The sequence below is a fragment of the Mesorhizobium sp. M1A.F.Ca.IN.020.04.1.1 genome (assembly GCF_003997315.1).
GTDB lineage: Bacteria > Pseudomonadota > Alphaproteobacteria > Rhizobiales > Rhizobiaceae > Mesorhizobium.
In genome coordinates, this window is record NZ_RZSN01000011.1 from 1 (window position 1) to 25,448 (window position 25,448).

A 25,448-nucleotide genomic window follows, 5' to 3' on the forward strand; every position below is an offset into this window, starting at 1 on the left:
CCGCCATTACGGCATTGTTTACGACAACCTCGTCGCGGCGATGCGGGCCGAACTGCCCAAGACCGTTCGCTTCGTCGCCGGCAGGGTGAGCGCGGTGGAAGCCGGGCCGGAGCGGCAGCGTGTATCGATCATCGGGCAGCCGGATGTGACGGCTCGCCTGCTTGTGCTTGCCACCGGCATGGGCGACATCCTGCGGCGCGACGTCGGCATCGAGCGCCGGTTCGTCCACCAGCGCCAATCGCTGACTTTCGGTTTCAATGTCCGGCCGGCGGGAGCAAGCGCGTTCAAGCATCCGGCGCTGACCTATTACGGCGAACGCGTTTCGGACGGCATCGATTACCTCAACTTCTTCCCGGCCGGCGGCGTTACCCGCGCCAACCTCTTTGTTTTCCGGGAGCATACCGACCCGTGGGTCAAGGCGCTGCGCGACCGCCCGCGCGAAACGCTCATTGAAACGCTTCCGGGACTCCTCAAGACCTTTGGCGATTTCGAGGTCATCGACCGCGTCTCGAGCTGGCTCACCGACATCACCGTAGCCGAAAATTGCAAGCGCGACGGCGTCGTCCTGATCGGAGACGCCTATCAGACATCCTGTCCGGCCGCCGGAACAGGTGTCAGCCGCCTCCTCACCGATGTGGAGCGCCTGTGCATGGTGCACGTGCCGCAGTGGATGGCCTCGCCCGGCATGGCGGCGGCGAAGATCGCCGCCTTTTATGATGATCCCATGAAGCAGGCGATGGATGAACGGGGGCTCGAGTTGGCAAATTTCCGCCGCAGCCTGACCATCGACACGGACCTGCGCTGGCGCGCGCGCCGGCAGGTTCATTTCAGCCGTCGCCGCATCCTGCACGAGATCGACAAGTTCAGCCCGAGCTTTGCCGCGCGGCTGCGCGGTCTCAAGCGGCCGCAAGTGGAAGCCGTGACCTGATTGCGGGTCAGCCGGCGCATTTCGTTCAAAGGACGCTTCGGCATAACCGTGCGCGACCGCCTGAAGCTAGCGTAAGGCGTCCGATCCGACCCGCTTCAACTAGGACGACTCGGCGGCTTCATCGGCAGCCGGCGGCACGATGACAGCCGAAGGCTTGGCCTTCTTGACATGCGCGGCCTCAAGGATATGCCGCGCCAGCGCCTTGGCCGCCGGCAATTTCTGCACCGTCAGATGCGCCGCATAGCCGAGCGGACTGCCTGCGCGGTAGATTTGCCACATCGGTGAAGGCCGGCCACCGAAGACGCGCTTGTAGGGCTCGTCGCCGATGGTGAAATCGAGGTGTTGATCGCCGCGCTCGATGCAATCGCGGGCGATCTGCTCGAACATCAGGCTGCCGATCGACTGCTTCCGGTAGCCGGCCTCGTCGAAACCGCCGAGGATGACCAGGAGCGAGCCGCGGTGCTCGAGCCCGAGCGCGCCGGCGATCGGCTGGCCGTTCATCCAGAATGCATAGGTGCGGGCGAAGCCGCCGCACCCTTCATTGGCCACGGCCAGGTAGAAATCGAAATAGGAAGGCAGCTGCAAAAGGTCGGCCGGACCGTTGCTGCCGTCGAAGCGTTTGCCGCGATAGAGCTTGAGGGCATCGAATGTCGTGCGGACCGCGGCCGGGCCGTCAACGCATTCGAAGCGCGCCTCCCCGATGCGGTTGAGCTGCCGGGATTTCTTGTCCAGCTCCTTGCGATAGGACTGGTCCAGCCGCTGCTCGCGCCAGCCGGCGAATGTCGGCTCCAGCTTGCTGGAATAGGCGCTCATGCCCATGCTGTCGCGCTTGTCGACGCCAAGCAGGCGCTCCATCGCCAGGGAGCGGTCCGCCAGCTTGCCGATGCGCAGGAGATCGTATGGCCGCAGATGCTTGCGGATGGCGGCGACGGTGCGGGCGTCGGCAAGAATGCGGGAGAAGGTCTCCTCGTCGGCGACGGGCGAGACATAGTCCGAAACCCGCATATCCGCGAATTCCACGACCTTCAGCAGCGTGTAGCGGCGCCTCACCAGCGGCAGGACCATCGCGAGCCTTCCGCTCGCACGCACGCGGACGACGATGATCAGTGGCGTGGCGGCGCCTCGCCGCACGAGCCTCTCATAAAGTTGCGCGAGCCAAATCGGATGCTGAAAAGCGGTTGCCGCCGAGCTGGCGAAGAGCTCGGCGTACTCCGTCGAACGGAAATCGAACGCATCCTCGGCAGTGACTTCAAACATGTGATCCGAACCGGCAGGGACAGCGGCTATCCACGACTTCTTACGTTCCAGGTCAAGACCGGTCGCCGCGATTGTTGGAATCTTGGTATATGCCGAAACCGCTAATCTTGCGTTGCATGGCAGGCCGGGCGGACGACCACAACCGCTTCGGGATCGCAAGTCGAAAATCATGCCGAAAAAGTAGAAATCCGGTTTTGCGTGTAACGCCGATGTAAGTATTTTCGGCCAGTCTCTCGTTCCTCATTGTTGGAAATCCGAGCAGGACATAGCCGCCCAAGACATGCTGGCGATCGAGGTCATCGTTCCGCAATCGGCGCCCCGCCATTGGCAGCGGCTCGCCATAGAGCGGCTGGAGGCGGACGGCCACGATGTCGCGGTGGCGCATCAGCCCGGGCCGGCGACCTGGCCGGCAGCGGCAAAAGCCGCCTTCCAGTTCGAGCAACGTCTTTTCCGCCGGCGCGGACCCCTTCTCGGCTCCGCGCTGCAAGCAATCCCGGCACGGCCCGGCGGGCGCCCCGCCGCGCTGAGGCTCGATCTTGCCGGCGATGCGGCCTTGTCGAATGTCCCCACCATCGGCCTTCGCTTCGACGGATCCAGCGCCGATCTGTCGGCTGCAATCGCCGTCGCGGCCGGCAGGCTCCCGGTGATCGAGGCCGTGCTCGACAGGAAGACGGTAGTCGGCCAGGCGCGGCCCATGGTCGACAAGCGGGAATCCACCGCACTCGGCACCGAGGACGTGTTCGCCCGCGCCATTACTCTGGTTCAGTCGGTCACCCGCGCGTTCGCGGCGGACCGGCTGCCACGAGAGGCCGTGGCTGAAATCCATGGTCGTGGCGAGCGAGGCGGGTTCACATCCGCCTATCTCGGCGCGGCGCTGCCGCGGCTCGGCCGGGAAGCGCTTCGGCGCGCGCGCTTCCGCCACGCGCATTGGCGTGTCGGCTATCGCTTTACCGATGCCTTGGGCGTCGCCGATACCGGCAAGCTCGGCACCGGCTGGTCGGTGCTGCCGGACCCGGGCGATCATTTCTATGCCGACCCGTTCCCCTTCTGGTGGCAGGGTCAGCCCTTTGTGTTCGTCGAGGACTATCCGCACGCGACCGGAAAGGCGGTCATTTCCGTTGTCCCGTTCGACGCGGATGGCGTTCCTGGCGAGCCTCGGGTCGTGCTGGAGGAGGCTCACCACCTCTCCTACCCGCAGGTATTCGAGCGCGACGGCGCGATCTGGATGCTGCCGGAGGCGAGCGCCGGCGGCAAGCTCACACTCTACCGCGCGTCGGGCTTCCCGGACAGCTGGCTTGCCGAGACCGTGCTGGTCGAAGGCGAGATTTCCGATGCCACCTTGTTCGAGCATGAAGGCATGCTCTGGCTGTTCGCCACGGATCGTGACGGCCATGGAAGCACTTCCGACACGCTGGTGATTTTCTCCGCCCCCGCGCTTGCCGGTCCGTGGCGGCCGCATCCGGCGAACCCGATCCTGATCGACCACCGCATGGCCCGCCCCGGCGGAGCCTTCGTGCGCAACCGCGACGGCCGCGTGCTTCTTCCGGTCCAGGACGGAACGCTGGGCTATGGCGGCGGGCTGGGCCTGTCGAAGCTGCTGGAGCTCAACCAGCAGACGGTGCGGCTGTCGCCGCCGCGGCCGATCGATGCGGCTGGCGACTTTCCTTATCCGAAAATCCACACACTCAATCGGGCCGGGCGCCTGGAAGTGATCGACGGGATCGCCGCCGTGCGCAAGCGGTCAGGCAAGCAGTAGCGCCTCGTAGCCCGCGCACATCCTGGCCGGCGAATACTTATCCCGCAGCCGCCGTCCCGCCTCTGAAAGCCTGGCCTTGGCTTCCGGCCGCGCAAACAGATCGCCAAGGCCCCTGGCCATGCCGGCAGCGTCGGCCTCGACGAAGAGTGCGGCGGGAGAGCCGTCCTCCGCGGTCAGCACCTCGCGCAAGACGTCGAGGTTGCTGGCCACAACCGGCAGCCCGGAAATGGCTGCTTCGACGCAGGCGAGGCCGAAGGTCTCCGTCATCGAGGCAAACGCATAGGCATCCCCGGCCGCGAGGAATTCGAAGATGCGCGTCGGCGGAACCTCGCCCACGAGATGCAGGCGGTCGGCAACGCCGCGGCTTTCGGCAAAGGCGACGAGCGCTTCGCGCTCCGGCCCCGCGCCTGCCAGCGCGACATGGACGTCGGGCAGTCGATCGAGCGCGCCGACAAGCGCGATCTGGTTCTTCATCCGCGTCAGTCGGCCCGATGATACGGCCAGCCAAACGTCCTGCGGCAGGCCGAAGGCGGCGCGCGCCGCTGCCTTGTCGAATTCCTCGCCCGGCGCGGGTACGCCGTGATCGATGCGACGCATGCGCCGCCGATAGGAGCGCGGATAGCGATCGAACTGCGCTTGAGTCCAGCCGGAATTGACGACATTCGCCTGGTAAAGGCCGACCGTACCCATCAGCTTGTCGATTTGGGAGAGCAGCCCCATGACGCCCATGCTTTGCGGGGCGCCGCTTTGGTTTGCGACGATGTGCCTGACGCCGGCCAGCCGGGCGCCGATCGTGCCGAAGATATTGCCATAGTGTTGGTAAGTGATGACTGCGTCGGGGCCTGCCGCGCGCAGATATCGCGCCAAGCCGACGGTCGCCCGGATCTGCCCGGGCAATCCGCGCGGTCTGTCCGTCAGGACGAAATCCACATTGGGATCGCGGTCATAGGCTTCGGTCTTGCGGTACATGAAGACGGTGCGCACCTCGTGCCCCCGCGCCCGCAATCCCTCGCCCACCATGTCGGAGATCCGCTGCGCCCCCGCAGCCTCCGCCTGAGTCTGCACTTGGACGATCTTCACGTGCGCCCTTTCAGGAGGGCATGAGGCACCAGCCCGATCCTGTCCAGGGACAAGCCGAGGATCGACGGGTTGATGCCGATTCTGCGCCGGGCGATCAATACCCCGAAAGCCGTCCATGCGATGACGGTTCCGGCAATGCTGAGGGCCGCTCCTATGGACCCGAGGTAGTAAGTTGCCACGGCCGTCACGCAAAGTCCGACAACGTTGACGATGACCAGCACCTTGAAGAGCGCATGCTGCAGACCCGTCAACTGCAACAGGACTTCGATCGGGCCGCAAGCGGTGCCGAACGTCGCCCCGATGCCGAAGATGACGAGCGTCGCCCTCATGGTCGGCGTCGCATAGGCCGGATTGAAGATGGACAGGATGAAGTCGCCGAATATCCAGAAGGACGCCAGCACGCACAGCGCAATGGCCGAGCCGCCAAGCGCGGCGAGGCTGGTGATGCGCTGAACGTGAGCCCTGTCGCCGCTGTAGAAGGCCGCCGATATCTGCGGCGCCAGCGCCTGGTTGATGCCGTTGAGGGCAAGGGTCACGAAGCGCGTGGTCCGGTCCGCCACGAAGATCGCGCCTGCCGCCTCTGGCCCCAGGATCATCGCCACGAGCAGGGTGCTGACCTGGCCGAGCGCGGGCGGCAGCGAGGTGACGCCCCACAGGCCAAGCGTCACCGTCTTGAATTCCTGCTTTTGCCCTTCCGTGAGACCACCGCGATCTGCCCGCGCCGTGTCGCGCAACAGCACAATTGTTTGCGGGACGACCGAGAGGATGAGCAGCAGCGCCGTCAGATATGTCGCCGCGATCGCATCGATCTTCACTTGCATGAAGTGCAGCGCCGCAACGGCGGCGATTGTCGCCGCGCGCCAAATGATGTCCCGCGGCAGCAGGCCCGATATCAGCGCGTTCTTGGCCCGGAAGGCGCCCGAGGTAAACTCCGACCAACCGAGCGAGAACGACAGCACCGCCGCCGCCACGCATAGCGGCAGCCATTCCGGCGTTCCCCTGCCGACGAAGGGCAGGAATCCCACCACGATGATGAGCAGGCTGGTACCGACAAGCCCGGCCAGCGCCACGAGAATGGCGCGCGCCATCAGCCCGTGAGCCGAGCCGAGATCGCCCAGCCCGGCATATTGAGGCCAGAACCTGAGCACGGTGCTCTGCTGGCCCACCGAAGCGAAGAAGGAAACCAGGCTCGCGCCGGCATAGGTAGCGCTGTAAAGGCCGAACTCGCGTTCGTTCGTCACCATCGCCACGGCCACGAACATCAGGAAGGACAGGCCCGCGCTGGCAAGTTTGATGATGCCGGCCACGGCGCCGCTCTTGGCAAGCGCCGTGACCGACATGCGCATGTCGGTCGCCGGGCTGGCCCCTGCCCCGGGGGCGGCCTCGCGGTTCCCTTTATTGTCCTTCAACCTCGCCTCCTGAGACGATCGGCGATGGGCTGCCCGCACCTACGACGACGCTCAAAACCCGATCCTGCATAAGCAAAATGCCGCAACCGCGCCAGCGCGAACGCTTCGCATGGTTACCGGCATCGCCAGCGCCGAGCGCATCGTCACGCCGCCAAGCTTAACGGATGGCTAACGATAATCCTTAATACTGTGGAGACGAGTGAGGTCGTGAAGTCGCGGCTCTCGACGAGGAAAATCGATGAAGCCAGCCAGTATCGACGAGCGCACTCTTACGCCGTTGTTCGACATAGGTGCAGTGTGGGCCATCCTTTGGGCGCGACGCGTGATAGTGCTTGCCATCGCCGGCGCGGCAGTGCTGCTGGCGCTCTCCTATCTTGCGGTGACCAAACCAAGCTATACCGCAACGGCCTCGATACTGATCGACCCCCGCGACACGCGCGCGACCAATTTCAACAACGTGCTTCCGGGGATCGGCTCCGACAGCGCCGCTATCGCCAGCCAAGTCTTCGTCATCCAGTCGCCAGACCTGCTCGGCGCCGTCTTCAAAAGCCAGAAGCTCGACAGCGATCCGGAATTCGCCGGCGGCGGCCTTGCTTCACGTCTGTTCGGAGCCGGCGCAAGCGCGCCGCAGGACGCCGCCTTCAAGCGCTTCCAGAGCAAGGTTTCTGTCGAGCGCGAAGGGCTGACCTACGTCATCAATGTCAGCTTCACGTCGTCGTCGCCGGAGAAGGCCGCGCGCATCGCCAATGCCATCGTCGATCAGTACCGGGCAGGCCTGGTGGGAGAACGCGAGAGCGCCAACAGCGACGTGAATACGCTGCTCACGGACAGGATCTCCGGCCTGCAGCAGGACGTCAGCGACGCCGAGCGGGCGGTCGAAGACTTCAAGACGAAACACAATATCGTCAATTCGACGGACGGCGGCACGCTGCAGTCGCAGCTCGATCAGCTGACGACGCAGCTGATCGCCGCCCAGGGCGACGCCGACCAGGCCAAGGACCGCTACAATCAGGCGCTGGCTGCGGGCAGTTCGCCGGCCGGGCTCGCCAAGCTTGCGGATATTCTTACCTCCACCTCGGCCATCAAATTGCGCGACGACTACAACCAGCGCGCCACCGAGCTTGCCAGCCTGCAAACCATGTACGGGCCGCGCCACCCGACCATCGGGCGGCTGCAGTCCGAGCTGGAGCGTTTGAAGCGGCTGATGTCCGCCGAGGCGGATCGCATAAGGCAGCAGTTGAAGGCCAGCTATGATCTCGCCGTGCAGAATGTCGGCAAGCTGCAGGACAAGCTCGAAGCCCTGCGCCAACAGTCGACGAACTCGAACATCGCGCAGGTACAGCTGCGGCAGCTGGAATCGAAAGCCCAGGCGGCGCGTGCCGTGCTCGACGACTATCTCAAGCGTGCACAGGAAACGTCGCAGATGCAGGGCGTGCAGACATCCGAAGCGCGCAAGATCGGCGTGGCTTCGCCGCCTGTCCAGCCGACATGGCCGAAGCCGGTCCTGCTTCTCTTGGTGAGCGCCGTTCTGGGGCTCCTCGCCGGATGCGGCCTCGCTCTGGCGCTTGGTCCGGTCCCGCAGCCGCAAGAGGACCCGCAGGCGCCGAAGGCGGCCGTGCCGGAGCCGGTCGTGGACCGTAAGGACAGCGCGCCGGTCAGCCCCCGGCCATTGCCGATGCCAGCCAATTTCGGCGAGTACCGTCTGCCCGGCGTCGCCGGTGGGACCGCCCATTCAAACATCAAGGCGATCAGGAAACAGCTCTTCCAGACCGGAAACGAAACGCTGTCGCTCGCCGTCCTGAAGATCATGCGGCAGATGGTCTTGCACCTGAACGACCACGGCAAACCGTTCGTCATCCTCGTGTCTTCGATCCACAGCAGTTTCGAGGCAAGGATTGCGGGCGCGATGCTGGGCATCGGAATGCAACGAGCCGATCAGAACGTGCTGATGGTGGAAATTGGCGATCGTCTGTCCAGCGCGACGACAGACGGAGCCGGTTTGTTCATCGATGGCGCGACCGGTCTGCAGACTGTCGTGTGCAGCTCAGTGGCGGAAAAAAGTCCTGGCGTTGCCGATCGCAACTCGTTCCGTGGCATTCTGGCCGAAGCCGGGAGCGCGTTCGATTTCGTCGTCGTGATCGCGCCCTCGCTCAATGAGAACGGCTGGAATCCGGAGCTCTTCGCCAAAGCCGATCTTGCGCTTCTGGCGCTCAGCCCCTCCGAGCAGCCTTCGGAAGCCGCCAGGCTGCTCGCGCAAAAATTCGGTGCCGGCCAGATCGGCCGCAGTGCCACTCTTGTCGTCGCGGCGGAAAGCGCGCGGCCAGCCACGGCGATCGACAGTCCGCGAGCGGCCGGCGAGCAGCGCCGCAGCGCCACCGTTCGGGGCTAGACCGTGGAGGCGGTGCATCGATGACATCGCCGCCCAAGGTGTCGAGGCGACAGGCGCTGGCCTTTGCCGCCGGAGCCGTTTTCGCCGCCTCCCCTCTGCCGCAATCCGCTGCGCTCGCGACGGCCGGCCAAGTTCCGTCGCGCGGCTTCAACCTTCCCGGATGGCTCGACCGAAACGATGGGCTTGCTCCCGCCACGGCCACGCTTGAGAAGCTGCGCCAATCAGGCTTCGAAACGATCCGGCTGCCGGTCAACGGCGATCTCGTCTCCAGCGGCGACCCGGCAACGCTTCGCCGCATCCAGAACGGGATCAGGGATCTTGTCGGGCTGGGCTTTTCGGTCCTCCTCGACATGCATCCTTCTGGCGAGCTTGTAGGAGTTTTTCGAAACGATCCCGAGGCGGCTGCAGGAAGAGTGCTTCAGGCCTGGACGGCGTTGCGTGCCGTCGTTGCCGATCTGCCTGCGGAGTGGGTCTATCCCGAGCTGCTGAACGAGCCACCGATGGAACGGAGCGCCTGGCTGGCGCTGCGGGAACGGATCGCCGCGGCGCTGCGGGCGAAATGTCCGCGCCACACGCTGGTCTGGGGACCGGCACGGTTTCAGGGCATCTGGGAAATCGCCGACGCGCCGCCGCTCGCCGACGACAACCAGATTGCCGCCGTTCACTATTACGCCCCCTTGGCCTTCACCCACCAGTGCGAGACCTGGGATGCCTCGCCGCTCGCCCGCATCGCGGACCTGCCCTTTCCCGCAAGCAAGGGAATGGCCCAGGTGAGCCGGCTTATCTCCAAACTGCGGTCGGCCGGCGACGAAGAAGCCGCCAACCTCGTTGAAGAGGAATTGTCGGCGCCTTGGACGGCCGCGCGGATCGGCTCCGATTTTGCCGATCTGGCGCGCTGGTCCACCACCAACGGCTGCCCGGTCATGCTGAACGAATTCGGTGTGCTCAACTTCTGCGTGGATGCCGAAAGCCGCGCCTCCTGGGTGCGCGCCGTGCGCAAGGCGGCTGAAGCGAACCATGTGGCATGGACCTATTGGGAGCTCGATCAGGGCTTCGGCTTCATCAGGAGCAGGCAGAGCGTCGAGGGCTTCGACGGCTCGATGATTGCCGCGCTCCTTGGAGGTTAGGCCGGAAATGGACGACAGGCGCCATCTACGCTTGCTGGGACAAGTGACGAGCGGAGCGGATCAGCGATGAGCACGATGCAGGTCTCTTCGCCCGTCAGACTGGGTTTGCCGGGCAGGGATACGCCCGAAACCTTGCTGCATGTCGGCACGGCCTTGCTTGTCGTTGCGCTCGCCGTCTCCGCATTTGCCGTGTGGACGCCGTTCGGGATTGCCGCAACATTCGTGCTGACGCTGATCGTTTCGAACGCGATGCCGGCGGGCGTTTCGGTGCTGATCATCTGCGCCTTTCTCTTTCAGAACCTCGTGGTCGCCTGGTTCACCCCCTACATTCCCGACAACGACACGTTCGACGCGCTGCGCGGCACCAACTTCATCATCCTGATGACAGCGTTCGGCATTTTCCTGGCCGCCTCATTTCAGTACCGCGTCCGCGCGCTGACCGAGTTGCGCCCGTGGCTGCTGCTGAGCATGGTCCTGTGCGGAACGATTTGTTTCTATTTCGCTCTCGGCGTCGTGCATGGCGACCCCAAGGACGCGGTCGTCTATTTCCGCAACACGATCACGCCGCTCGCCTGCTTCCACGTCGCGGTCCTCGCCGCCAGCCTTTATCCCGTCGATCTGCGCAAGAGCATGCTGTGGCTCGGCGCCGGCGCGATCGTCTATGGCTATGCGGAACTGACCTTCACCATGGATTTCCTCGGACTGTTCCACGGCGACCAATATGTCGAGCGCAGCATCTCGCGGCAGGTCGAGACCGGCGTGTGGGAAAAAGCGCTTCAGGAAACCGGTTTCGTTTACCGTGGGATCGAAGACGTGATGACCACGACCTTCTTCAACACGCCCCTGTTCAACGACATCCTGCCAAGCGTCTTCCGCATCGGCGGCCCGAACTTCCATCCGATCAGCTATGCTTACGCCTTAAGCATCATTTCGGCCTGGCTGCTCTTCAAAGGACGATGGGTGCTGCCTCTCGCGGCTCTGCCGCTGCTGCTCGTCATCGGCTCCAAGGGCGCGACCTTCATGCTTTTCGTCGCAATTGCCGTGCGGCTGATCTACAGTCCCTCCCGCGCCGGTCTGGCGCTCATGGCCGCGATGGCCCTGGCCGTGGTCTGGACGACGGCGGCGATCGGCTATGGCGCCACCCATGGCGACTATCACGTCCTCGGTCTGATTGCCGGCATGCGCGATTTCCTGGCCGATCCGCTCGGCCAGGGCTTGGGTCTCGGCGGCAACCTGTCGAGCACCAGCATCAATCTCAACTGGCAAACCGCCCAGGCCGAAGGCGCCGCCTCCGTGCCGGTCGAGAGCGCGGTCGGTGTCATGCTTTACCAGATGGGCGTGGGGAGCCTCGTCTTCTTCGGCTTCCTGGCGGCGCTGGCCGTGGCATTGCGACGGCAGCTTATCCAGACCGGCGACCCGGATTTCCTGTTCGGCTTTGTCGGCATCGTCACCATTTCGGCCAATGCCGTATTACAGGAGGAGGCTTTCTACTCCCCTCTTGCCCTCGCCTTCTGTCTGCTGCTCGTGGGCGTCTCGCTGGGAACACGCTGGCGCATGGCGGCAAGAGCCGAAGCGGCGGACTGACTTCGGATCGGCTGGGCTCCAGACCGGCTTCACGATTTCGTTCAGGAACCGAACAGCACCATTTCGGTGAACGTCAGGTCTCCCGGAGAAGGCGATTTCGGACCCTTGAAATACTTGATCCCCTTGTTCGGAAAATACCTGCCGGACAGACCGGGAACCGGGCCCATCGCATCGACGAGGCAAAGCAGCTGTCCGCGCCGCAGGAGAAAGCGGCCCACGACCCCGGCGCACCTGACCAGATCCGCGTGGGATCGGCAGTAGACGACCTGGCAGCACGACACGTGCCCATGCAATATCCGGCGCGGCTTCAGCACAAGCGGCAACGCCAGACCGTCGCAGACGCAGATCAGCGAAAGACAGCCCAACGCGGCGTGCTAGCGTAAGCACTGCGCCGACGATCCGGCCCGACTTCTCCAGGACGAACCCATATCGCGGAAAATCGACGACCGCTGGCCGCTGCGCCAGGCGGGTCAGCGCTTCTATCCAATAGCTCCTGCTGCGCTCCGGAAACCCCCGGTGCAGGCAATCCGCCACGCCTCCCCAATCCCTCTCGTCGAAGGGCCGGCAACCGATACCGGGAGGGAATGCGCCGAGAACCGCCATAATCGACTCAAGAAAAAGGCACCAAATATGTCGAGGTCCGGGTTATCCTGACGATCGATTACTAACGAATTACACCGCTATCGAAGCTAATTTTATTGGCCGGATTTGACGGGATCGTGCAGTGCTCCTCCGCCTACAATTTATCGTCGCATTACCCTTAGGCGGGTTACAATTGTAGAATTGACTAAAACAATCATTGGTTTTGTATGATTCGGGCCGGTGGCGGTCCTTCCTGGCAGAAGCGCCTCGCCATCCCGGCCGGCACAGCGGCGTTCGCCGTGACCCGGAAGTCCGCTGGCAACTGCCGGAAGTAGCCGCGCCTGGCGCTGTGCCTGCTGCATCCAAGGCAACTCCGAGTTCGATCGTGCAGGCGAAATTTCACCGGACCGGCTTGTGCGCAAATCTCATATGTGAATATAGTATTCACAAAAGAAGATTTGGAGGATCGATCGCGTACGACTCCGGCTTGCCGGAGCGGTGCGGCCATTCTCCCGGAGCGGACGAACAGCGCAATGACCAGCTTCCCGCCCACCGTCGGCGTCGCTTCGACCTGCCCTGCCGACATGCCGCCCGATCACGCCTTGCTGCCGGTATGGAATGCCGAAAACTGGTTCTATGAAGATTGGCCAATCGGCCAGAAAATCCGCTCGCTCCGGCGCACTATGGCCGAAGGCGACAGTCATCTCTTCAACACCCTGGTGCTCGACATCCACCCTTATGTGCAGGACCAGATGTTCGCCGAGCGCGAAGGTATCTTCGGCAAGCGCCTCGTGGCGGGCGCGTTCGTTTTCTCGGCCGGGCTCGGTCTAGTCGCCACCAACTGCGTCAATGCCTTTTCCTACGGCTATGACAAGCTCCGCTTCATAAAGCCGGTCTTCATCGGCGACACCATCTATTCGATCCGCACCAACATGGAAAAGAAGCCCCGCTACAAGGAAATGGGGCTGATCCGCGCCAGCTATGAAGTGTTCAAGGGCGAAGGCGAGCTGGTGCTCTACTGCGAGCATCTGCAGACGGTGAAATACAAGGACCCGGCCGACTTCGCCGGCAAGACGGAGAAGCAATGATGGCCGCCGACCTGCCGCTGTCCGGCCTTGTCGTCGTCGACATGAGCCAGTTCCTGTCGGGACCTTACTGCTCGCTGAGGCTCCTCGACCTCGGTGCCCGCGTCATCAAGATCGAGCGGCCCGATGGTGGCGACTTGTCGCGCCGGCTCTATCTCAGCGACACCGAGATCGGTGGTGATTCCACCATCTTCCACGCCATCAACCGTGCCAAGGAAAGCTTTGCGGTCGATCTGAAGAACGAGGACGACCTTAAAGCGCTGCGCGGGCTGCTCGCCAAGGCCGACGTGCTGATCCAGAACTTCCGGCCCGGCGTCATCGAGCGGCTCGGCCTCGATTACGAGCATGTGCGGACGCTCAATCCGCGCCTGGTCTACGCCTCGATCAGCGGCTATGGCGAGGAAGGCCCGTGGGTAAAGCGTCCGGGTCAGGACCTGCTTGCCCAGGCGCGCTCCGGCGTCATGTGGCTGAACGGCGACGAAGATCAGGGTCCGGTGCCGTTCGGCCTGGCAATCGCCGACATGCTGGCCGGCGCGGCCTGCGCGCAAGGCATCCTTGCAGCACTGGTCCGGCGCGGCATCACCGGCGCGGGCGGCCATATCGAGACCAGCCTCTTCGAGGCGCTGATCGACCTCCAGTTCGAGGTGCTGACGACGCATCTCAATGACGGCCGGCGGCTGCCGCGCCGTTCGTCGTTCCATAGCGCCCACGCCTATCTGGCGGCGCCCTACGGAGTCTATCCGGCCAAGGACGGCTTCCTGGCGATCGCCATGACGCCGATCCCGAAGCTCGCCGACCTGCTCGAGATCGAGGGGCTGGCGCCCTATCGCGACAAGCCGGCGACCTGGTTCACGGCGCGCGACGAGATCAAGGCGATCATCGCGCAGCGCATCGCGCAGAAGTCGGTCGACGAATGGCTGGCGATCCTCGAGCCCGCCGACATCTGGTGCGCGAAGGTGCTGAACTGGAAAGAGGTGCTGGAAAGCGACGGCTTCAAGGCGCTCGACCTGCTGCAGACCGTGACGCGCGAGGACGGTGTTTCGATCGACACCACCCGGTCACCGCTCAGGATCGACGGCATGCGCGCCAAAGTCGAGCAGGCGGCGCCGCGCGTCGGCGAGCACAGCGCAAAAATCCGCAAGGAGTTCGGCCTGTGACGACACTCAAGGGCATGACCTGGAACCATCCGCGCGGCTATGATCCGATGGTCGCCTGCTCCCGGCTTTGGCGGGAAAAGACCGGCGTCTCCATCGAGTGGGAGAAGCGCTCGCTGCAGGACTTCGAGTCCTTCTCTGTCGAAGAACTCGCCCGCGCCTACGACCTGATCGTCATCGATCATCCGCATGTCGGCCAGATCACCGCCGAGAAGTGCCTGGCCCCGCTCGACGTGCCTGGCCGCGAGGCGGAGCGCGAAGCGCTGGCGAAGGCAAGCGTCGGCCGGTCCTATCCGAGCTACACCTGGCAGGACCGGCAATGGGCCTTTCCGATCGACGCCGCGACGCAGGTGCAGGCCTGGCGACCGGATTTGATAGACGCCGCGCCGAAGATCTGGACCGAAGTGCTGGAGCTTGCCCAGCGGGGCCGCGTGCTCTTGCCGCTCAGGCCGCCGCACTCGCTGATGTGCTTCTTCACGCTTGCCGCCGATCTCGGCCGGCCATGTGCAGTCGAAAGCCCGAGCGATCTGATCGATCCCGATACCGGCGAGACCGTCTTCGAAATGCTGCGTGAGATCGCGGCACTCCTCGATCCCGAGTGCCTGACGATGGATCCGATTGCGGTGTTCGAAAAGATGGCCGAGGCCGGCTCGCGCATCGCCTGCGCGCCGCTGATCTATGGCTACGTGCCCTATGCCACTGCAGGCTTCCGGCCGAACCGGCTCTTCTTTTGCGACATGCCGACTGTGGGCGGCAACGGCCCGGTCGGCTCCGCGCTCGGCGGCACCGGCATCGCCGTCTCCGCCTTTTCCGCTGCCGGCGAGGAAGCGATCGACTTCGCCTACTGGATCGCCAGCGGCGACGTGCAGCGCGGCCCCTATGCCGCCGCCGGCGGCCAGCCCGGCCATGCCGCCGCCTGGGAGGCCGAAGCCGTGAATGTCGCGACGGGCGACTTCTACCGCGGCACGCGGGCGACGCTGGAAGGCGCCTGGGTGCGCCCGCGCCACGACGGCTACATGGCGTTTCAGCAGGCGGCGTCCGATCGCCTCAACGAGGGTCTTGCCGGCCGGCAGGACGCCCCCCGCGTCGTCGCCGACATCAATCGCCTGTTCCGGCAGAGCTTCGCGGCGCCCCGCTAATACAGTCGGGCATCGGCCTTGCGGCTCACAGCCGCCAGAGCTTCTTCGCGTTGCCGGAGAGCAGTTTCGCGCGCTCGGTTTCGCTCGCCCCGGCAAGGAGCGCGTGCGTCGCCGCCACCCAGCCGAGCAGCCCGCCACCGAGCGTGCAGACCGGCCAGTCGCTGCCCCACACGACGCGATCCCAGCCGAAGCCGCCGATCGTGTGCTCGACATAAGGCCGCAGGGTCTCGACGGTCCAGCTCGCCGGATCGGCATAGGCGACGACGCCGGAGATCTTGCCGACGACATTGGGGCGCCGGGCGATCTCGGCGATCTGCTCGCGCCAGGGATGCTCGGCCTTGCCCTGGATGTCGGGCACGCCGCAATGATCGAGGACGAATTGCACGTCAGGCGCCAGGTCGACCAGCGCGATCGCTTGGCTCATCTGTCGCGGCAGGACGCAAAGATCGAAGGTCAGCCCGCTGCCGGCGATGCGCCTGACGTTCTCGCGGAACAGGGCGCCCTCGGAGACGTCGTCGGGCACGACATGCAGCACGCGGCGGAATCCTTTGACAAATGGATCGGCCTTCACCTTGTCCAGCCAGGCGGCGAAGCCAGGTTCTTCCGGCCGGCACGACACGATCGCGCCCCGCACCAGGCTGCCCGGCTTCTTCGACAGTCCTTCGACAAGGGCTGTCTCGGCCGCGATATCGGCCGGGTGGACGTCGACTTCCATATGGAGCGCCAATTCTATGCCCGCGCGGCGCGCCTCGGTGGCGTATTCGTCGTGGGAAAAATCGCGGTTGAGGGCCGGCACGCCGGAGAGCCATGGATAGCGTAGTGCCGCCCTGTCGATGAGATGCAGGTGCGTATCGACGATCATGGCTTCCTCCCTTGTCGCGCTATCCACGTGGCCCGAATTGCGCAGCGGCTTTTGCGCAAACGACATGCTTCAAACATCGTCTCGATCATTTCACGTGAGAATTCATCATTCAAATAAGAATTATTCCTATGACCTGACATCCGACCCGGCGAGTTGCGACAGGCGGGCCGCTGCTGCCTGGAGCAGCGTGATGGTCCTGGTGATATCGGGCGCTGCCGGCGCGTTGACCAGAGTGATATAGGGTATGGTGAGCGCGGCGATGCCGTGCCCGTCGGAACCGAGCACCGGCGCCGATAGATTGTAGACGCCGGCCGTCTGCAACGAAGCCATCATCTCGTAGCCACGATCGCGCACCTGGTCGAGGCGGGCGAAGTAGTCGGGCGACAACTTCATCTCCTCGTTGCTGCGCAAGTGCTCGGCGATCATCATCTCGCGCTCTTCCGGCGAGCGGAAGGCCAGCAGCACATGTCCCGAGCCGGTGTCGAACAGGCTGATATGCGAGCCGACGCGGATCGAGATGCCCCAGTATCGCGGCGCTTCCTGCTGGGCAATGACCACGGCGCTGCCGCGGTCGAACACGACGAGCTGGTTTGCCTGCCAGGAGGTCTCGGCCAGCTCGCGCATGATCGAGGTGGCGTAGGAGACCAGCCTGCGCACCGGTGCATGCAGCTGGCCAAGCCCGAAGAGCTTCAGCGTCAGCGAATAGCGGTCGCCGTCTGACCGGGTGACGTAGCCGCGTTTCACCAGACGGTCGAGCATCCGGTAAAATTCGTTCGGGCTGCGGTCGAGCCGCTTGGCTATCTCGGCCTGGGTCAGGCCGCCATCGACGCTGGCGAGCAGTTCCAGAATGTCCAGCCCTTTGTCCAGTGCCGGCGCGCGATAGCGGTCTTCCTCGTCGTCCTGCACCCGATGCCCTCTGGTGAATTCTGATCTTCATATACGCAAGACAGCCTTCATAGGGAAGAAGTTTCGGCTTGACGACTTATGAATAGTTTGTTTGCATATGAATGAAGCATGGAGCTTCAGCCACGACGGCCTACAGCCGTTCCAGGGAGGATATTCATGAACAGACTGCTTTCCGGCGTCGCCGCCGGCGCATTGCTCATGGCATCGGGTGCGGTCTTTGCTGCCGACCTGCCGGGCAAGTTCACCGGCGTCACGATCGACGCCAAGCTGATCGGCGGCCAGCAATACGAAAAACTCTACGCGCGCATCGGCGAGTGGGAGAAAGCGACCGGCGCCAAGGTCAACGTCGTATCCAAGAAGAACCACTTCGATCTCGACAAGGAGATCAAGTCGGACATCGCCTCCAACTCGATCACTTGGTGCGTCGGCTCCAACCACACCTCGTTCGCGCCGCAATATCCGGGCATCTACACCGACCTCGCCAAGCTGCTGCCGAAGGAGGAGATCGACGCTTTCGTCCCGGCCAACATCGCCGCCGGCACGCTCGACGGCAAGCTGGTGATGCTGCCGCGCGCGCAGTTCGACGTCTCGGCGCTCTACTACCAGAAGAGCCTCTACCAGGACGAAGCCAAGAAGAAGGCCTACAAGGAGAAATACGGCGAGGAGCTCGCCCCGCCGGACACCTTCGACGAGATGGCCCAGCAGGCGGAATTCTTCGCCAACCCGCCCGACTTCTACGGCACGCAATATGCCGGCAAGGAAGAGGCGATCAACGGCCGCTTCTACGAGATGCTGATCGCCGACGGCGGCGAATATCTCGACAAGGACGGCAAGCCTGCCTTCAACTCCGAGGCCGGCGTCAAGGCGCTCGACTGGTTCGTGAAGCTCTACAAGGCCAAGGCTGTGCCCGCCGGCACGACCAACTATTTGTGGGATGATCTCGGCCAGGGGTTCGCGTCCGGCACGGTGGCGCTCAACCTCGACTGGCCGGGCTGGGCTGGCTTCTTCAACGACCCGAAGTCGTCCAAGGTCGCCGGCAATGTCGGCGTCAAGGTGCAGCCGAAAGGCTCGTCCGGCAAGCGCTCGGGCTGGTCCGGCGCGCATGGCTTCTCGGTGACCGAAAACTGCGCCAACAAGGAGGCCTCCGCCTCGCTCGTCTGGTGGCTGACCAACGAGGACAGTCAGAAGCTGGAAGCCGCGGCCGGCCCGCTGCCCACCCGCACCAAGGTGTGGGAATGGGACCTCGAGCAGGCCAAGTCCGATCCTTACAAAACCGAAGTGCTGCAGGCATTCCAGGAAGCCGCCAAGAACGCCTTCCCGGTGCCGCAGACGCCGGAATGGATCGAGATCTCCAACGCGGTCTATCCCGAACTTCAGGCCGCCATCCTCGGCGACAAGACCTCCAAGCAGGCGCTCGACGACGCTGCCGACAAGGCGACGCAGATCCTCGAGGACGCCGGCAAGCTCTAAGGACTATCCTCCCAGCGGCGCCGGTCTTCGCGACCGGCGCCGCTTTGACCGAGGCGGCCGCCCTGCGATTGGATCGCCGGCCGTGCAAACAATTTTGGGACTTTGCATGACGGCCAAGCGGCTTTCCGCGCCAACGCTTCTTCTGCTGCCGGCCGTGCTCGTTCTGGCGGCCGTGGTGGTCGTGCCGCTCTGCCTGTCATTCTATTCAAGCTTCACGCCGTTCAGGCTGACACGGCCGGAAACCTTCTTCACCTTCATCGGCCTGCGCAACTATCGCAACATTCTGTCCGACGCGAATTTCTGGTGGGCCTTCGGCCGCACCGTGCTCCTGCTCACCATCGCGCTCAATCTCGAAATGCTGCTCGGTCTCGGCCTCGCGCTGCTGGTCGAGAAGGCTAGCCGCGGCCAGCGGTTGCTGCGTACCATCATGATGTTCCCGATGATGTTTTCGCCGATCCTGGTCGGCTTCCAGTTCAAGTTCATGTTCAACGACAATATCGGCTTGGTGAACAACGCGCTGCAGTCGCTAGGCATCACGCGGGACGCCATTCCCTGGCTGATCGAAGGCCATCTCGCCTTCATCGCCATTTCAGTCGCGGAGATCTGGTCGTCGACCTCGATCTTCGCGATCCTGATCCTCGCCGGCCTGCTCGCCATGCCGAAGGAGCCGGTCGAAGCGGCGCGCGTCGACGGCTGCACGCCGTGGCAAACCTTCCGCTATGTGACCTGGCCCTTCATCATGCCCTTCGCCTATATCGCCATGACCATCCGCTCGCTCGACGTTGCGCGCGCCTACGACATCGTCAAGATCATGACCGATGGCGGCCCAGCCGGCCGCACGGAACTGTTGTGGACGCTGGTCGCGCGCACCGCCTACAGTGACGCGCGCATGGGCGTGGCCAATGCGATGGCCTATTTTTCGATCCTGCTGTCGATCGTCTTCACCGTCTATTTCTTTAAGAAGCTCGCCGCGGCACGGACCCAGATCGGCGCGGAGTGGTGAGGATGGACGCCAACACATCCGCCCGCCTGAAGCGCCGCGCCGGCGTCGTCGCCCACCGCGTCGGCCTGTTCCTCGCCATGCTTTTGATCTGTCTGCCCGGCATCTGGATCGTGCTGTCCTCGCTGCGGCCGACGGTCGAGATCCTGGCCAAGCCGCCGGTCTGGATCCCGCAGCAGGTCTCGCTCGATGCCTACGTCGCCATGTTCAGCGGTGTCGGCAAGGGCGGCATCCCCGTCTTCGACTATTTCCGCAATTCCCTGATCATCTCGGTGACCTCGACCGTCATTGCCATCGCCATCGGCATGGCCGGTGGCTACGCTTTCGCGCGCTACCGTTTCCGCGGCAAGTCGGCGATGTTCCTCGGCCTGATGCTGACCCGCACCGTGCCCGGCATCGCGCTGTCGCTGCCGCTGTTTTTCGTCTATGCGCGGCTCGACATCATCGACACGCATTTCGGCCTGATCCTCGCCTATGTCGCGCTCAATGTGCCGTTCACCATCTGGCTGATCGACGGCTTCTTCCGCCAAGTGCCGAAGGATCTCGCCGAGGCCGCGCAAATCGACGGCTGCACGCGCTGGCAGGCCTTCTGGCAGGTCGAGTTTCCACTCGCCGGGCCAGGCATCGCGTCGGCCGGCATCTTCGCCTTCCTTACCTCTTGGAACGAATTCGCGCTCGCCTCGCAGCTGACGCGCTCGATCAATTCCAAGACGCTCCCCGTCGGGCTGCTCGACTACACCGCCGAATTCACCATCGACTGGCGCGGCATGTGCGCGCTGGCGGTGGTGATGATCATCCCGGCGCTGCTCCTTACCTTCATCGTCCAGAAACACCTCGTCGGCGGCCTGACTTCCGGCGCGGTGAAAGGTTGATCCGATGGCGATTGTCTCGCTCAAGAAACTGACCAAGCGTTACGGCAACATGGAGATCGTGCACGGCATCGACCTCGATGTCGCCGACCGCGAATTCATCGCGCTGGTCGGGCCGTCCGGCTGCGGCAAGTCGACCACGCTGCGCATGATCGCCGGGCTGGAAGACATCTCCGGCGGCACGATCGAGATCGGCGACCGCATCGTCAACGATCTGCCGCCGCGTTCGCGCAACATCTCGATGGTGTTCCAATCCTACGCGCTTTATCCGCACATGACGGTCCGCGAAAATCTCGGCTTCTCGCTGAAGATCGCCGGCGCGCCCAAGGAAGAGATGGACCGTCGCGTCGCCGAGGCCTCGGCCATTCTCGGCCTCGACGCGCTGCTCGAGCGCCGCCCCTCCCAGCTTTCCGGCGGCCAACGCCAGCGCGTCGCCATGGGCCGCGCCATCGTGCGCGATCCGGACGTCTTCCTGTTCGACGAGCCGCTCAGCAATCTCGACGCCAAGCTGCGCACGCAGATGCGTACCGAGATCAAGAAGCTGCACGCCAAGGTGAAGTCCACCGTCATCTACGTCACTCACGACCAGGTCGAAGCGATGACGCTCGCCGACCGCATCGTCATCATGCGCGACGGCAACATCGAGCAGGTCGGCACGCCGGACGAGGTCTTCCAGCGGCCGGCGACGCGCTTCGTGGCGGGCTTCATCGGCTCGCCGCCGATGAACCTGCAGGAGGCGACCGTGGACGACGGCAAGATCGTCTTTTCCGGCGGACAGAGCCTGCCGCTGCCCGGCCGCTTCAAGGCCAAGGTGAACGCCGGCGACAAGGTAGTGTTCGGCCTGCGTCCCGACGACCTCTACCCCGTGGGCCACGGCCTGCATTCGGGCGATGCCGCTGACGTCCACGAGATCGAGCTGCCGGTGACGGTGACCGAGCCGCTCGGCAACGAGACGCTGGTGTTCGCCGAATTCGACCGCCGCGACTGGGTTTCGCGGATGCTGAACCCGAGGCCATTGCGGGCGGGCGATCGCGTGGCGATGAGCTTCGACCTGTCGCAGGCGCATCTCTTTTCCGCGGAAACCGGCAAATCCTTGAGGGCCTGACGATGGCGAAGATCGAGAAAGTCGAGCTTGCAATGGTTGATCTGGTGCCGAAGGTGAAGCGCACCGACGCCATCCAGAGTTTCGTCAGCCAGGAGACGCCGATCGTCACCATCACCGACGTCGACGGGGCGGTCGGCATCGGCTACAGCTACACGATCGGCACCGGCGGCTCTTCGGTGATGCGGCTTCTGGCCGACCACCTCGCGCCGCGCCTGATCGGTGAGGATGCCGACCGGATCGAGGCCATCTGGCACGATCTCGAATTCGCCACGCACGCCACCACCATCGGCGCCATCACGGCCATCGCGCTCGCCGCCATCGACACTGCGCTCTGGGACCTTCGGGCGAAGAAGCAGAAGCTGCCGCTCTGGAAGCTCGCCGGCGGCGCCAAGGACCGCTGTCCGCTTTACACCACCGAAGGCGGCTGGCTGCACATCGAGACTGACGCGCTTGTCGAAGATGCGCTGGCCGCCAAGGCGAAAGGCTTCACCGGCTCGAAGGTCAAGATCGGCAAGCCGCACGGCGCCGAGGATTTTGCCCGGTTGTCGGCCGTGCGCAAAGCGGTCGGCGACGGCTATGAGATCATGACCGACTGCAACCAGGGTTTTACCGTCGACGAAGCCATCCGGCGCGCCGAGCGGCTGCGCGATCTCGATCTCGCCTGGATGGAGGAACCGCTGCCGGCCGACGACATAGACGGCCATGTGCGGCTATCGAATTCGACGGCGACGCCTATCGCCGTCGGCGAGTCGCTCTATTCGATCCGCCATTTCCGCGAATATATGCAGAAGGGCGGCTGCAGCATCGTCCAGGTCGATGTCGGCCGCATCGGCGGCATCACGCCCTGGCTGAAGGTGGCGCATATGGCGGAAGCCTTCGACATGCCGATCTGCCCGCATTTCCTGATGGAACTGCATGTCAGCCTGGCCTGCGCGGTGCCGAACGGCAAATATGTGGAATATATTCCGCAGCTGGATGAGTTGACGGGCAAGAAGATGGTGATCGAAAACGGCCACGCGCTGGCGCCGGACGAGCCGGGCCTCGGCATCGACTGGGATTTCGATGCGATCAGGGCCCTGAGCATCGCCGAATTCAGCGTCACCGTCACGGAACGGAGGAACTGAGAATGCACCGAATGGGCATGGTGCTTGGCCTGAAGCCGGAAAAGGTCGAGGAATATGTGCGCCTGCACGCCGCCGTCTGGCCGGACGTGCTCGAGATGATCGCCGCCTGCAACATCAAGAACTACTCGATCTACCTCAAGCGGCCGGAGAACCTGCTGTTCTCCTATTTCGAGTATCACGGCACCGACTATGCCGCCGACATGGCCAAGATGGCCGCCGATCCGAAGACCCAGGAATGGTGGTCGGTCTGCATGCCATGCCAGGAACCCTTGCCGACAAGGCAGGAGGGCGAGTGGTGGGCGACGATGGATGAAGTCTTCCACCATGACTGATGCCTTCGATCCCGCCTCGCTGGCGCAATCCTGGCCGATGCCTGCAAAGCCGCGTCCGATCGTCACCTTCGGCGCCGGCTCGATCGTTGGCGATGCGCATTTCCCGGCCTATCGCAAGGCTGGTTTTCCAGTGGTGGGTCTCTACGATCCGGACCAGGCCAAGGCTCGGAAACTGGCCGAACAATGGGGCGTGACGGCATTCGGCTCGGTGGACGAAGCGGCTGCCGTCAAGGATGCGATCTTCGATCTCGCAACGCCGCCCGGCCGGCACGCCGAGGTGCTGAAGGCCCTGCCCGACGACGCGGTCGCATTGATCCAGAAGCCGATGGGCAACTACCTTGGCGAGGCAACCGAGATCCTTGAAATCTGTCGCGCCAAGAAGCTCAAGGCTGCAGCGAATTTCCAGCTTCGCTTCGCGCCGATGATGCTGGCGCTGAAGGACGCGATCGCCAAGGGCTGGCTTGGCGAGGTCGTCGACTTCGATGCCTGGCTGGCGCTCGCAACGCCGTGGCAGCTCTGGGAATTCCTGCTCGCGGCGCCGCGTGTCGAGATCGCCATGCATTCGATCCACTATCTCGACCTGATCCGGCAGCTTCTCGGCGACCCGAAGGGCGTGCATGCCAAGACGCTCGGCCATCCCAATCACAAGGTCGCGCAGACCCGGACAAGCGCCATCCTCGACTATGGCGACACGGTGCGCTGCGCGCTCTCGATCAACCACGATCATAAGTTCGGACGGCGGCATCAGGCCTGCGAGTTCCGTATCTGCGGCACCGAGGGCGCCGCCTACGTCAAGCTTGGCCTCAATCTCGACTATCCGCGCGGTGAGCCCGACGTGCTGGAAATCCATCCTAAAGGCGGCTCCGATTGGGTCGGCGTGCCGCTCACCGGCGAATGGTTCCCCGACGCCTTTGTCGGGCGCATGGCCAATGTGCAGCGCTTCGCCTCCGGGGAAGACAAAGAGCTGGTCAGCTCCGTCGAAGATGCCTGGAACACCATGGCACTGGTGGAAGCCGCCTATCGTTCGAGCGCCGCGCCGGCGACGCCGCTCACCGCAAAACCGTAAGGAACGGCATGGAACAGGTCACCTATTTCGACGACTACGAGATCGGCTCGTCGCGGCTGACCAGCGGCCGCACCATCACCGAGACCGACTTTGTCGTCCATGCCGGCCACACCGGCGATTTCTTTCCGCACCACATGGACGCCGAGTTCATGAAGACGACGCCCTTCGGCCAGCGCATCGCGCATGGCACGCTGGTGTTCTCGGTCGGCGTCGGCCTGACCGCGAGCGTCATCAACCCGGTCGCCTTCTCCTACGGTTATGACAGGCTGCGCTTCATCAAGCCGGTCTTCATCGGCGACACGATCCGCACGCGCACGACGATCGCCGCGAAGGAAGACGATCCGAAGCGGCCGGACTCCGGGCGCGTCATCGAACGCGTCGAGGTTTTGAACCAGCGCGACGAAGTCGTGCTGGCCGCCGATCACATCTATATCGTCGAGCGGCGCCCCCGGCTCGGCTGAAGACGGAGACAAAACAACATGGCTGATCTGACAGGCAAGGTGGTGGTCGTAACGGCCGCTGCGCAAGGCATCGGCCGGGCTAGCGCGTTGGCTTTCGCCAAGGCTGGCGCGATCGTCCACGCCACCGACATCAATGAAGCGGCGCTGGCCGATCTCGGCGGCCACAAAGGCATCGTCAGTCGCAAGCTCGACGTGCTGAACGACGACGCCGTGAAGGCCGCCTTCGCCAAAATCGGCCGCGTCGATGTGCTGTTCAACTGCGCCGGCTTCGTCCACTCCGGCTCGATCCTGGAGATGAAGGACGAGGACCTCGACTTCGCGTTCAACCTCAATGTGCGCGCCATGATCCGCACCATCCGCGCCGTGCTGCCCGGCATGCTGGAGCGCGGCGATGGGGCGATCATCAACATGTCCTCGGTCGCCGGCGCCCCGAAAGGCGTGCCGAACCGCTTCGCCTATGGCGTGACCAAGGCGGCCGTGATCGGGCTGACCAAGTCGATCGCCGCCGACTATGTCGGCAAAGGCATTCGCTGCAACGCGATCTGCCCCGGCACGGTGGAGAGCCCCTCGCTCGAAAGCCGCATGCGGGCGCAGGGCGACTATGAGGCCGCCCGTGCCGCCTTCATCTCCCGCCAGCCGATGGGAAGGCTGGGCACGGCGGAGGAGATCGCCGATCTTGCCGTCTATCTCGCCGGCGCCACCTATACCACCGGGCAGGCCTATAATATCGACGGCGGCTGGTCGATCTGATGAGGCACCGAGC

24 protein-coding genes are annotated in these 25,448 nt (G+C 64.2%); 17 read left to right on the top strand and 7 right to left on the bottom strand.

The genetic code is table 11. The features are described 5' to 3' along the window. A partial coding sequence (locus tag EOA49_RS33325; protein ID WP_245460523.1) for a hypothetical protein occupies nucleotides 1-229 on the bottom strand: 229 nt, incomplete at its 3' end. Here EOA49_RS33325 and EOA49_RS04345 point away from each other — a divergent pair. Continuing rightward, the gene (locus EOA49_RS04345) at nucleotides 179-928 is read left to right on the top strand and encodes a hypothetical protein (RefSeq protein ID WP_245460524.1); all 750 of its coding nucleotides are present in this window, start codon (nucleotides 179-181) and stop codon (nucleotides 926-928) included. The genes EOA49_RS33325 and EOA49_RS04345 overlap by 51 nt on opposite strands. 99 nt (nucleotides 929-1,027) lie before the next feature. On the opposite strand, the gene EOA49_RS04350 is transcribed toward EOA49_RS04345, so the two are convergent. Continuing rightward, the gene (locus tag EOA49_RS04350) at nucleotides 1,028-2,185 is read right to left on the bottom strand and encodes a GNAT family N-acetyltransferase (protein WP_067326263.1); all 1,158 of its coding nucleotides are present in this window, start codon (nucleotides 2,183-2,185) and stop codon (nucleotides 1,028-1,030) included. Between the two features lie 280 nt (nucleotides 2,186-2,465). Here EOA49_RS04350 and EOA49_RS04355 point away from each other — a divergent pair, with 280 nt between their 5' ends. Then, the gene (locus EOA49_RS04355; RefSeq protein ID WP_067326258.1) at nucleotides 2,466-3,941 is read left to right on the top strand and encodes a hypothetical protein; all 1,476 of its coding nucleotides are present in this window, start codon (nucleotides 2,466-2,468) and stop codon (nucleotides 3,939-3,941) included. On the opposite strand, the gene EOA49_RS04360 is transcribed toward EOA49_RS04355, so the two are convergent. Both EOA49_RS04360 and EOA49_RS04365 read right to left on the bottom strand, forming a co-directional pair. Then, nucleotides 3,927-5,021 (bottom strand): glycosyltransferase family 4 protein, encoded by a 1,095-nt coding sequence (locus EOA49_RS04360; protein WP_067326255.1) that lies wholly within the window; start codon nucleotides 5,019-5,021, stop codon nucleotides 3,927-3,929. The genes EOA49_RS04355 and EOA49_RS04360 overlap by 15 nt on opposite strands. Continuing rightward, nucleotides 5,018-6,430 (bottom strand): lipopolysaccharide biosynthesis protein, encoded by a 1,413-nt coding sequence (locus EOA49_RS04365; RefSeq protein ID WP_127215208.1) that lies wholly within the window; start codon nucleotides 6,428-6,430, stop codon nucleotides 5,018-5,020. The genes EOA49_RS04360 and EOA49_RS04365 overlap by 4 nt, the downstream gene beginning before the upstream one ends. Nucleotides 6,431-6,668: 238 nt before the next feature. Here EOA49_RS04365 and EOA49_RS04370 point away from each other — a divergent pair, with 238 nt between their 5' ends. The 3 genes from EOA49_RS04370 to EOA49_RS04380 all read left to right on the top strand — a co-directional run bounded on the left by EOA49_RS04370 (nucleotide 6,669) and on the right by EOA49_RS04380 (nucleotide 11,530). Next, nucleotides 6,669-8,819, top strand: coding sequence for a GumC family protein (locus tag EOA49_RS04370; protein ID WP_127240853.1), 2,151 nt, complete (start codon nucleotides 6,669-6,671; stop codon nucleotides 8,817-8,819). Nucleotides 8,820-8,839: 20 nt separating this feature from the next. Then, entirely contained in the window at nucleotides 8,840-9,946 is a 1,107-nt protein-coding gene (locus EOA49_RS04375) for a cellulase family glycosylhydrolase (protein ID WP_067326246.1), read from the top strand. A gap of 66 nt (nucleotides 9,947-10,012) precedes the next feature. After that, complete coding sequence (locus tag EOA49_RS04380) at nucleotides 10,013-11,530, top strand: hypothetical protein (protein ID WP_127240852.1); 1,518 nt, start codon at nucleotides 10,013-10,015, stop codon at nucleotides 11,528-11,530. A gap of 41 nt (nucleotides 11,531-11,571) precedes the next feature. Here EOA49_RS04380 and EOA49_RS04385 read toward each other — a convergent pair whose 3' ends face one another. Then, nucleotides 11,572-11,895, bottom strand: coding sequence for a hypothetical protein (locus tag EOA49_RS04385; protein WP_245460525.1), 324 nt, complete (start codon nucleotides 11,893-11,895; stop codon nucleotides 11,572-11,574). Between the two features lie 750 nt (nucleotides 11,896-12,645). On the opposite strand from EOA49_RS04385, the gene EOA49_RS04390 reads away from it, so the two are divergent. Genes EOA49_RS04390 through EOA49_RS04400 form a run of 3 tightly spaced genes read left to right on the top strand, consistent with a single transcriptional unit; the run spans nucleotide 12,646 to nucleotide 15,490 of the window. Next, nucleotides 12,646-13,200: a MaoC family dehydratase gene (locus tag EOA49_RS04390; protein ID WP_127215205.1), complete on the top strand. Its 555-nt coding sequence runs from the start codon at nucleotides 12,646-12,648 to the stop codon at nucleotides 13,198-13,200. Continuing rightward, nucleotides 13,197-14,354 (top strand): CaiB/BaiF CoA-transferase family protein, encoded by a 1,158-nt coding sequence (locus EOA49_RS04395; protein ID WP_095800396.1) that lies wholly within the window; start codon nucleotides 13,197-13,199, stop codon nucleotides 14,352-14,354. Before EOA49_RS04390 ends, EOA49_RS04395 begins: the two co-directional genes overlap by 4 nt. Nucleotides 14,355-14,368: 14 nt before the next feature. Then, on the top strand, nucleotides 14,369-15,490 hold the full coding sequence (locus tag EOA49_RS04400; RefSeq protein ID WP_127240855.1) for an extracellular solute-binding protein: 1,122 nt from the start codon (nucleotides 14,369-14,371) through the stop codon (nucleotides 15,488-15,490). A 25-nt stretch (nucleotides 15,491-15,515) separates the two neighbouring features. Here EOA49_RS04400 and EOA49_RS04405 read toward each other — a convergent pair whose 3' ends face one another. After that, the gene (locus EOA49_RS04405) at nucleotides 15,516-16,352 is read right to left on the bottom strand and encodes an amidohydrolase (RefSeq protein WP_127240851.1); all 837 of its coding nucleotides are present in this window, start codon (nucleotides 16,350-16,352) and stop codon (nucleotides 15,516-15,518) included. Between the two features lie 126 nt (nucleotides 16,353-16,478). Next, on the bottom strand, nucleotides 16,479-17,258 hold the full coding sequence (locus EOA49_RS04410) for an IclR family transcriptional regulator (protein ID WP_127240850.1): 780 nt from the start codon (nucleotides 17,256-17,258) through the stop codon (nucleotides 16,479-16,481). A 156-nt stretch (nucleotides 17,259-17,414) separates the two neighbouring features. Between EOA49_RS04410 and EOA49_RS04415 the strand changes: the two genes are divergently transcribed. The 9 genes from EOA49_RS04415 to EOA49_RS04455 all read left to right on the top strand — a co-directional run bounded on the left by EOA49_RS04415 (nucleotide 17,415) and on the right by EOA49_RS04455 (nucleotide 25,435). Then, a complete protein-coding gene (locus EOA49_RS04415) occupies nucleotides 17,415-18,728 on the top strand; it encodes a sugar ABC transporter substrate-binding protein (RefSeq protein ID WP_127240849.1) in 1,314 nt (437 codons plus the stop codon). A gap of 106 nt (nucleotides 18,729-18,834) precedes the next feature. Then, nucleotides 18,835-19,731, top strand: coding sequence for a sugar ABC transporter permease (locus tag EOA49_RS04420; RefSeq protein ID WP_095777216.1), 897 nt, complete (start codon nucleotides 18,835-18,837; stop codon nucleotides 19,729-19,731). 2 nt (nucleotides 19,732-19,733) lie between these two features. Further along, nucleotides 19,734-20,600 carry a carbohydrate ABC transporter permease gene (locus tag EOA49_RS04425; RefSeq protein ID WP_127241884.1) on the top strand — a complete coding sequence of 289 codons (867 nt, stop codon included), beginning with the start codon at nucleotides 19,734-19,736 and terminating at the stop codon, nucleotides 20,598-20,600. A gap of 4 nt (nucleotides 20,601-20,604) precedes the next feature. Next, complete coding sequence (ugpC, locus tag EOA49_RS04430; RefSeq protein WP_095777214.1) at nucleotides 20,605-21,702, top strand: sn-glycerol-3-phosphate ABC transporter ATP-binding protein UgpC; 1,098 nt, start codon at nucleotides 20,605-20,607, stop codon at nucleotides 21,700-21,702. A gap of 2 nt (nucleotides 21,703-21,704) precedes the next feature. After that, nucleotides 21,705-22,826, top strand: a complete 1,122-nt coding sequence (locus tag EOA49_RS04435) for a mandelate racemase/muconate lactonizing enzyme family protein (RefSeq protein ID WP_127241883.1) — start codon at nucleotides 21,705-21,707, stop codon at nucleotides 22,824-22,826. Between the two features lie 2 nt (nucleotides 22,827-22,828). Then, on the top strand, nucleotides 22,829-23,158 hold the full coding sequence (locus EOA49_RS04440) for an L-rhamnose mutarotase (protein WP_127241882.1): 330 nt from the start codon (nucleotides 22,829-22,831) through the stop codon (nucleotides 23,156-23,158). Then, nucleotides 23,151-24,224, top strand: a complete 1,074-nt coding sequence (locus tag EOA49_RS04445; RefSeq protein WP_127215515.1) for a Gfo/Idh/MocA family oxidoreductase — start codon at nucleotides 23,151-23,153, stop codon at nucleotides 24,222-24,224. The genes EOA49_RS04440 and EOA49_RS04445 overlap by 8 nt, the downstream gene beginning before the upstream one ends. An 8-nt stretch (nucleotides 24,225-24,232) precedes the next feature. Further along, nucleotides 24,233-24,685: a MaoC/PaaZ C-terminal domain-containing protein gene (locus tag EOA49_RS04450; protein ID WP_095777210.1), complete on the top strand. Its 453-nt coding sequence runs from the start codon at nucleotides 24,233-24,235 to the stop codon at nucleotides 24,683-24,685. An 18-nt stretch (nucleotides 24,686-24,703) separates the two neighbouring features. Next, complete coding sequence (locus EOA49_RS04455; protein ID WP_127243073.1) at nucleotides 24,704-25,435, top strand: SDR family oxidoreductase; 732 nt, start codon at nucleotides 24,704-24,706, stop codon at nucleotides 25,433-25,435. Nucleotides 25,436-25,448: the final 13 nt, after the last annotated feature.